The 8,495-nt window shown below is 76.0% G+C and carries 4 protein-coding genes; 2 read left to right on the top strand and 2 right to left on the bottom strand.

Annotation, left to right across the window (positions count from 1 at the left end):
* Positions 1-351: 351 nt before the first annotated feature.
* Positions 352-999: a TetR/AcrR family transcriptional regulator gene (locus K353_RS28800; RefSeq protein WP_111556439.1), complete on the top strand. Its 648-nt coding sequence runs from the start codon at positions 352-354 to the stop codon at positions 997-999.
* 40 nt (positions 1,000-1,039) lie between these two features.
* On the opposite strand, the gene K353_RS28795 is transcribed toward K353_RS28800, so the two are convergent.
* Positions 1,040-1,942, bottom strand: a complete 903-nt coding sequence (locus tag K353_RS28795; RefSeq protein ID WP_111556438.1) for a leucyl/phenylalanyl-tRNA--protein transferase — start codon at positions 1,940-1,942, stop codon at positions 1,040-1,042.
* Positions 1,943-1,949: 7 nt separating this feature from the next.
* Entirely contained in the window at positions 1,950-5,177 is a 3,228-nt protein-coding gene (locus K353_RS28790) for an amino acid adenylation domain-containing protein (RefSeq protein ID WP_158585504.1), read from the bottom strand.
* 192 nt (positions 5,178-5,369) lie between these two features.
* Here K353_RS28790 and K353_RS28785 point away from each other — a divergent pair, with 192 nt between their 5' ends.
* Entirely contained in the window at positions 5,370-8,495 is a 3,126-nt protein-coding gene (locus K353_RS28785; protein WP_146616593.1) for a bifunctional diguanylate cyclase/phosphodiesterase, read from the top strand.

Below are 8,495 nucleotides of genomic sequence, written 5' to 3'. Positions count from 1 at the left end.
ATCGAGAGCAGGGTGTTGTCGACCATCTCGACGAAGAAGGCCAGGCAGAGCGCGGCCAGCGGGATCCAGGCCGCGCGCAGCGACGGATAGGTGCGGGAAGCCGCGGGTGCGGCAGCGGTGGCAGTCATGACGGGCCTCCTTTCGTGGGGTCGGGCGGGGGCGGTCCGGGCGTCGTGCCGGGCGGGGCGCGGGGGTGCGGCCGTAGCGGTCCGCGACGCATTATCGAACGTGGTTCTACTATAGAACCGAGTTCGATAATCCCGCAAATGTGATTGGATGGGAACCATGGCACCGACGCGACCGCACCCCGCCGAACGCCCGACCCGAGGGCGTCGACGTGCCTCGCACTCCATGGAGGCAGTCCTCGCCGCCGCCGTCGCCCTGCTGGACGAGGACGGCGAACAGGCCCTGACCCTGCGCGCCCTCGCGGGCCGGCTGGGCACCGGCGTCGGCAGCATCTACTGGTACGTCTCCGGCAAGGACGACCTGCTCGACCGCGCCATCGACCACGTCCTGGCCGGCGTCCTGACCGCCGTCGAGCAGCGGCCCGACACGGCCGACCCGATCGCCGACCTGCGCGCCATGGCCGTCACGCTGTTCGACGCGGTGGCGGACCGGCCCTGGCTCGGCGACCGCTTCCTGCGCAACATCGGCAGCGAGGGCAACTCGCTGCGCCTGTACGAACTGCTCGGCCGGCAGCTGCTGCGCCTCGACCTCACCCCGAAGCAGCGCTTCCACGCCCTGTCGGCGGTCATCGGCGTCGTGGTCAGCAACGCCGCCGACCTGGGCCGGGACGAACCGCCCGAGGAGGTCGTCGAGGGCGCCGTGGGCCGCGAGGAGTTCCTCGGCCGCTTCGCCGACAACTGGCGCGCCCTGGACCCGGAGCGCTACCCGTTCCTGCACCACATCGTGGACGAGTTCGACGGGCACGACGACCGCGAGCAGTTCCTCGCCGAACTCGACCTCACCCTGGCCGGGCTCCGCCTCCAGGCCGGCTGAGCCGCCGGCCGGAAACACCCCGGGGCGGTCCGGACCGGCCTCAGCCCAGCCGGGACAGCGGCAGCCGCCCGGTCTCCGGCGCGGCGGGGGCGGCCGGTTCGGCCAGCGCCCGCAGGTAGTCCCCGCGGGCCACCGGCCGGGCGCCCAGGGCCCGGACGTGCGGGCTGTCCCACTGCACGTCCAGCAGCCGCCCCCCGGCGGCGGCGAACCGGGCCGCCAGGTCGGCGACGGCGGTGCGGTCCGCGCCCGGCCGGCGCCCGAACATCGAGTCCAGGCTCAGCACCCCGCCGACCACGACCCCGAACGCGCCGCCCACCAGCTCCGGCCCGTCCCAGACCTCGGCGCTGTGCGCGACGCCCGCCCGGTGCAGCCGGGCCAGCGCCGCGCGCAGGGCCGGCGTCAGCCAGACCGGCCGCCGCCCCTCCGCGCAGCCCGCCACCACCTCGGCGAAGGCGCGGTCCGCCGTGCTGGACCCGCCCGCCCCGGCCCGCAGGCCCCGGCGCAGCCGGGTCGCCAGGTGCACCTCCCCCGGCGCCAGGACCGGGCGCGGATCGGGGGACCACCAGGCCAGCGCGTACGGGTCCTGCCCGGCCGGCCCGGGCAGCAGCGCGATCCGTCCGGCCGCCACCGCCGAGCCGTGGCGGACCTCGTGGAACGCGGCCGCCATGTCGTCGGCCGGCATCGGGAACAGGCCGCGCCGGTAGGCGGCCAGCAGCACCGGGCCGGTCAGCTCCGCGCCGAACGCCACCGGGGCGTCGGCGGGCGCGCGGGCGAGGTCGAGCCCGTCGAAGGGGTCCGGCCCGTCGAGGGCGTCCGGTCCGTCGAAGGGGTCCGGCCCGTCGAGGGCGTCCGGTCCGTCGAAGGGGCCCGGCCCGTCGAAGGGGTCCGCTTCGGCGGCGGGGTCCGGCCCGTCGCAGGCGTCCGGCCCGGCGGTGCTGTCCACGGCGGCCTCAGCCCGCCCGGCCCGGCAGTAGCCCGGTGCCGTCCAGCTGCGCCAGGCAGCGGTCCAGCAGCCCGGCGTCGACGTCCGGCAGCACGATGCCGCTGCCGGCCAGGGCGGCCTCCGCCCGGGAGCGGTCGAAGCGCGGGAAGACCGGCCGGAAGTACAGCTCGCTGATCGACAGCCCGGTGCCGGGCGCCCGGTCGACGAACAGCGGCGCGTACGGCGCGATCGGGTGGGACGGGTGCGCGGACGCGAAGGCCACCAGTTCGCGCACCCACTCCCGGTAGGGGACGGCGGTGAGCGGACGGCCGGCGGCCGCCATCCGGGCCGCCAGCTCGGGCAGCGAGGCCGGCCGCGGCGAGGCGAGGTGGTAGACGTCGCCGCGGGCCGGGGCGTGCGCGGCGATGTGGGCGGCGGCCCGGGCGAACCGGTCGGCGGGCACGAAGTCCAGCGGCAGCCGCACCTGCGGGTAGCGCCCGCTCTCGGCGAAGTACAGCACCAGCGCCCACAGTTCGGTCGCCGGGTTCATCGCTCCGCCGGCCAGGTCCCCGGTGACGTCGTTGGTGCGGATCACGGTGACCGGCAGCCCCTGCGCCGCCGCCCGGTGCAGCAGCTGCTCGGCGACCCACTTGGACTCCACGTAGCCCACCCCCAGGTGCTCGGGGTGGGCCAGCGGGGTGCGCTCGTCCACCCGGTCGACGCCGGCCGCCCCGAAACCGGCCAGCACGGCCAGCGTCGAGACGTAGTGGACGGGCACGCCCCGGCGGTGCCCGGCCAGCCGGACGACCTCCCGGGTGCCGTCCACGTTGGCGCGCCGCAGCTGGTGGTACGGGTAGAGGAAGTTGACCCGGGCGCCCAGGTGGTGGATCGCGTCGAGGTGCTCGGCCAGCCAGTCGAAGCGGTGCTGCGGCAGGCCCAGCAGGGGCTCGGTGAGGTCCCCGGTCAGCGGGACGATCCGCGGGTCGTCCAACTGCCGCCCCAGGAAGCGCCGCTGGGCCTCGTGCAGGCGCTCGGCCGCCGCCGCCCGGTCCGGCGCCCGGACCAGGCAGTGGATCCGCGCCCCGGTGGTGGCGAGCAGCGTCTCCAGCAGGTGGGCGCCGCAGAAGCCGGTCGCGCCGGTGAGCAGGATCTCGGCGGGCCGGACCCGGTCCGGCGCGGGCCCGCCGCCGCCGCGCACCGGGCGGCGCACCTCGGCCTCCGCGTTCCAGTCGATGCCGCCCGCCCCCGGCCCGGTACCGGCCGGGCCCCCCGCGCGGGCGGCCCGCACCGCGGCGGCGAACGCCCGCAGCGTCGGCTCGCCGAGCAGGGACCGGGTCAGGCCGCGCACCAGGGTGACGTCGAGGTCGGCCAGCAGCCGGACCCGGGCCAGCATCTCCATGGCCAGCAGCGACGTCCCGCCCAGGGCGAAGAAGTCGTCCAGCGGCTCGACGTGGTCCACACCGAGCAGTTCGGCCCAGAGCCGGCCGATGGTCAGCTCGGTCGCGTCCGCGGGGACGCCGTCGCCCGGCCCCGGCGGCGGCGCGGCGGCGTGCACCGCGGAGGCGGGCGGGGCCGGCAGCGCCCGGCGGTCGATCTTCCCGGCCGCGGTGAGCGGCATCGCGGTCAGCGGCACGAACGCGGCCGGGACCATGAACGCGGGCAGGTAGCGCGCCAGGTGGGCGCGGATCGGCGCGACCCGCTCCGGCGCGCGGGCCGTCTCCGGGTCCGCCGTCGTGTAGTACGCGGTGAGGGCGGCGCTGCCGTCGGGCGCGGTCCGGTCGGCCAGCACCTTCGCCAGCCGGACCTCCGGGTGGGCGGCCAGCACCGCCTCCACCTCGCCCGGGTCGACCCGGAAGCCGCCGACCTTCACCTGCTCGTCGACCCGCCCGAGGATCTCCAGGACGCCGTCCGGCCGCAGCCGCCCGGTGTCGCCCGTCCGGTACATCAGCGCCCCCGGCTCCCCGGCGGACGGGTCCGGCACGAACGCCTCGGCGGTCGCGGCGGCGTCCCGCCAGTAGCCCAGCGCCAGGCCCGGACCGGCCAGGTGGATCTCGCCCCTCCCGCCCGGCGCCACGGGTGCGAGCCGCCCGTCCAGCAGGTGCACCCGCACCCCCGGCAGCGGCCGGCCGATCGGCGCCGGCGCCGTCGCGGCGGCGTCCCCGAGCACCTCGGCCGTCACCTCGCAGAGGGTGGAAGTGATCGCGGCCTCGCTGACCCCGTAGGCGTTGAGCAGCCGCACGCCCGGCAGCCGGGCCAGGAAGGCCCGGCAGTCGTCCACGTGCACCACGTCCCCGCCGACCAGGACCAGCCGCAGCCCCGTCCGGCCCAGCTCGCCCGGCTCCAGCTGCGCCACCAGGTGGTGCCAGTACGCGGGGGTGAGGTCGGCCACCGTCAGGCGCAGCTCCCCGATCCGCTCCAGCAGCTCGGTCGGCGCCCACGCGTCGACCCCGCCGAGCACCACCGCGGCGCCCCGGACCAGCGGCGCGAGGACCTGCTCCAGCGCGGTGTCGAAACCCAGCGCGCCCAACTGCAGCACCCGGTCGCCCGGCGCCAGCCCGTACGCCCGGCCGACCCGGTCCAGGGTGAACGCCAGCGGCCCGTGCGCCACGGCCACGCACTTGGGGACGCCGCTGGAGCCGGAGGTGTGGATCAGGTACGCCAGGTCGCCCGGCCCGAGCGGGGGCGGCTCCTCGACCGGACCCGCCGCGTCCGGCCCGAGCACCCGCACCCCCGGCCAGCCCGGGGCGCCCGCCGCCACCGCCACGGCCGCCCCGGACCGCGCCATCACCCGGTCCTGCCGCTCGGCGGGCCAGGACGGGTCCACCGGCAGCAGGCCGCCGCCCGCGCCGAGCACGGCCAGCCAGGCGACCACCAGGTCCACGTCCCGGGGCAGCCGGACCGGCACGGCGTCGCCCGGCCGGACCCCGGCCGCCCGCAGCGCCCCGGCCAGCCGGGCGGCGCGCAGCGCCAGCTCCCGGTAGGACAGCGTGCCGCCCTCGCCCAGCACGGCGAGCGCCTCCGGGTCCCGCGCCGCGCGGGCCCGGAACGCCTCGTACACCGGGACCGGCCCGCCCGGGCCGGGCCGCGGGCCGCCCCCGGAGCGGGCCGCCAGGCCCAGCTCCGACGGCCGCCAGTTCCGGTCGACGAACGCCCGGCAGTCCGGGCGCCCGGCCGGTCCGAAGACCGGCTCCCACCCGTCCGTCCGGGCCGCCGCGGCCGGTCGGATAGCGTGCCGCCCGGAGGCGTCGCGGATCACCGACCAGCTGGTCCCATCCGGCGGGGGAGGACCGTCCGCCGTACCGCCTGCTCGTTCCACCACAGGACTGACCTCGCTCGCGCGGGCAACAGAAACAGATACGAAATTGTGCTATTCGACTATATGCGCCCATGGTGGACGAAGGTGTTCGCAAGCCGTCGATCCGGGACCCTACCGGCAGGAGGTAGCGCCATGACAGCCCGTCGCCGGCTCCTGATGGCCTGCTTCCTGGCGTGGATGGCACTGCTGACCGGCATCTACTACGCCAACCCCGACCAGCGGATCATCTGGTGGACCGGGATCGGCATGAGCGGCGCCGCCGCCGTCGTCACCGGCGTCCGGCTGAACCGGCCCGCGCACGCCACGCCCTGGTACCTGCTGGCCCTCGCCAACGTCAGCTTCACCGCCGGCGAGGTCACCCAGGTCGTGCAGACCCAGTTCCTGCACCTCCACAACCCGTTCCCGTCCGTCGCGGACGTCTTCTACCTCGCCGAGTTCGTGCTGTACGCGGCCGGAGCCCTGCTCTTCATCCGCCGCCGCAAGTCCAGACAGGACTGGGCCGGGCTGCTCGACGCCCTGATCCTCACCATGAGCCTGGCGCTGCTCGCGTGGATCTACCTGATCCTGCCCTACACCCGCAACCCCGACCTCGACTGGTTCTCCAAGGCCGTCTCGATCGCCTACCCGCTCGGCGACATCGTCGTCCTCGCCCTGCTGCTGCGGCTGCTCACCCCCAGCGGCGGCGCCAGCCGCTCGCTGCAACTGCTCACCGTCGGCACCGTCGGCATCCTGCTCTCCGACACCGCCTACGGGCTGATCCAGCTGCACGGCAACTGGCACATCGGCACCCCCGTCGACCTCGGCTGGGCCGTCCTCTACGCCGCCTGGGGCGCGGCCGCCCTCCACCCCTCGATGGTCGAACTCACCCACCCGCTGCCCACCCAGCAGCCCGGCCTGGGCACCGGACGGCTGCTGCTGCTCACCGCCGCGGCGCTCATCGCCCCCGCCATCCTGCTGGCCGAGTGGGTGGCCGGGAACACCGCCAACACCGGCGTGATCGGCGCCTTCTCGGCCGTCCTGTACCTGCTGGTGCTGGCCCGGCTCGCCGTCGTGGTCGCCGCCTACCGGCAGGCCGCGGTGCGCGAGCGCACCCTGCGCGAGGCCGGCTCGCGGCTGACCGCCGCCGTCACCGTCGACGAGATCGCCACCGGCGTCGAGAGCGCCGCCTCGGCCCTGATGCCCGCCCGCCCCGGCCACCCCGTCCGGCTCGCCGTCGCCCGGACCCCGCACTCCCGGCCGGCCGGCGCCCCGACCGCCCCGCCCACCGAACAGGTCGGCGCGCTGCTCGCCCTCGCCTCGCCGGACACCACGCTGCTGCTCCCCGCCGAGGACCTGCGCGGCACCTCGGCGGCCTTCCCGCACGGCCTGCCCCACGTGCTGCTCTGCCCGCTCACCCTCGCCGAACGGCCCTCCGGCGACCCGCTGCTCGGCGTGCTGGTCGCGGCCGGCACCGAACAGGAGCTGGCCGACCTGCGCGGCCCGCTGGAGATCCTCGCGGCCCAGGCCGCGCTCGCCGTCGAACGCGTGCTGCTCAGCCAGGAGATCAACCACCGCAACAGCGAGCTGTACTTCCGCACCCTGGTGCAGAGCGCCAGCGACGTCATCCTGATCCTCGACGACGACGACACCGTCCGCTACGCCTCCACCTCCGCGGCCCGGGTGCTGGGCCACGACCGGCTGGACGGCACCCCGCTGACCGACCTGGTCCCGCCCGGCGACGTCCGGGGCGTCGTCCGGACCCTGGAGCGGCTCCGCACCCGCGGCTTCCCCGCCCCCGGCGACGGCCAGGACCAGCCGCGCGAGCACTGGCGGCTGGTGCGGCCCGACCGCACCCCGATCGAGGCCGAGGTCCGGTTCAACGACCTGCGCGCCGACCCGACCGTCGAGGGGCTGGTGCTCACCCTGCGCGACGTCACCGAGCAGCGCGCGATGGAGCGCGAACTCACCCACCTGGCCTTCCACGACCCGCTGACCGGCCTGGCCAACCGCGTCCTGTTCCAGGACCGCGCCGCGCACGCCCTGGAGCGCACCGCCCGCAGCGGCCTGGTCACCGGCGTGCTCTTCATCGACCTCGACGACTTCAAGGCCGTCAACGACACCCAGGGCCACGCCGTCGGCGACGAACTGCTGCTCTCGGTGGCCCGCCGGGTCTCCGGCGCCCTGCGCAGCTCCGACACCGCGGCCCGGCTCGGCGGCGACGAGTTCGCCGTCCTGGTCGAGGACGCCCGCACCCCCGCCGACGTCGACGCCGTCGCCGACGGCCTGCTCGCGCTCTTCGCCGAACCGTTCGTGCTCGGCGCCGGCGCCGCCCGGGTCTCGGCCAGCATCGGGGTGGCCACCACCGAGGACAGCTCCGACACCACCGAACTGCTCGCCCACGCCGACCTCGCGCTGTACGCCGCCAAGGACGCCGGACGGCGGCAGCGCCGGCACTACCGCTCCGCGCTCCAGACCCGGCTGCTGCGGCGGCACGAACTCTACGAGAACCTCGACGACGCGCTCACCGAGTCCGCGTTCCGGCTGCACTACCAGCCGATCGTCGCCCTCCAGGAGGGCGTGCTGACCGGGTTCGAGGCGCTGATCCGCTGGCCGCACGACCGGCACGGCATGATCCTGCCCGACGACTTCATCTCGGTCGCCGAGGAGAGCGGCCAGATCGTCCAGCTCGGCGCCTGGGTCCTCGAACAGGCCGCCCACGAGGTCGGCAAGTGGGCGGACGAGGGCGGCGGCCCCGGACGGCCCCGGCTGCGGGTGAACGTCAACGTCTCCGCCCGCCAGTTCCGCGACGCGGGCTTCCTCGACACCGTCCGCGAGGTGCTCGACACCTCGCGGATCGAACCGACGGCGCTGGTCCTGGAACTCACCGAGTCCGTGCTGATGCGGCGCGACAACCGGGTCCTCGCCGACATGGAGGAGCTGACCGCCCTGGGCGTCGGCATCGCGATCGACGACTTCGGCACCGGCTACTCCTCGCTCTCCTACCTGCGGGAGTTCCCGATCTCCACGCTGAAGATCGACAAGACCTTCATCGACGGGCTCGGCGCCTCCCCGCAGCAGCACGCCCTGGTCGAGGGCATCGCCCGGATCGCCGACACCCTGGGCGTCACGGTCATCGCCGAGGGGATCGAGACCACCGCCCAGCGCGACCTGCTCGCCGCGATGGGCTGCCCGCTCGGCCAGGGCTACCTGTTCGGCCGCCCGATGACCGCCGTCCAGGCCCGCGAACTGGTGCGCAGCCAGCGGACCTTCGAGGAGTAG

This window comes from Kitasatospora sp. SolWspMP-SS2h, from assembly GCF_003259315.1.
GTDB lineage: Bacteria > Actinomycetota > Actinomycetes > Streptomycetales > Streptomycetaceae > Kitasatospora > Kitasatospora fiedleri.
Note: the sequence above shows the minus strand (reverse complement) of the source record. Positions and strands in the feature narration are given on the sequence as shown.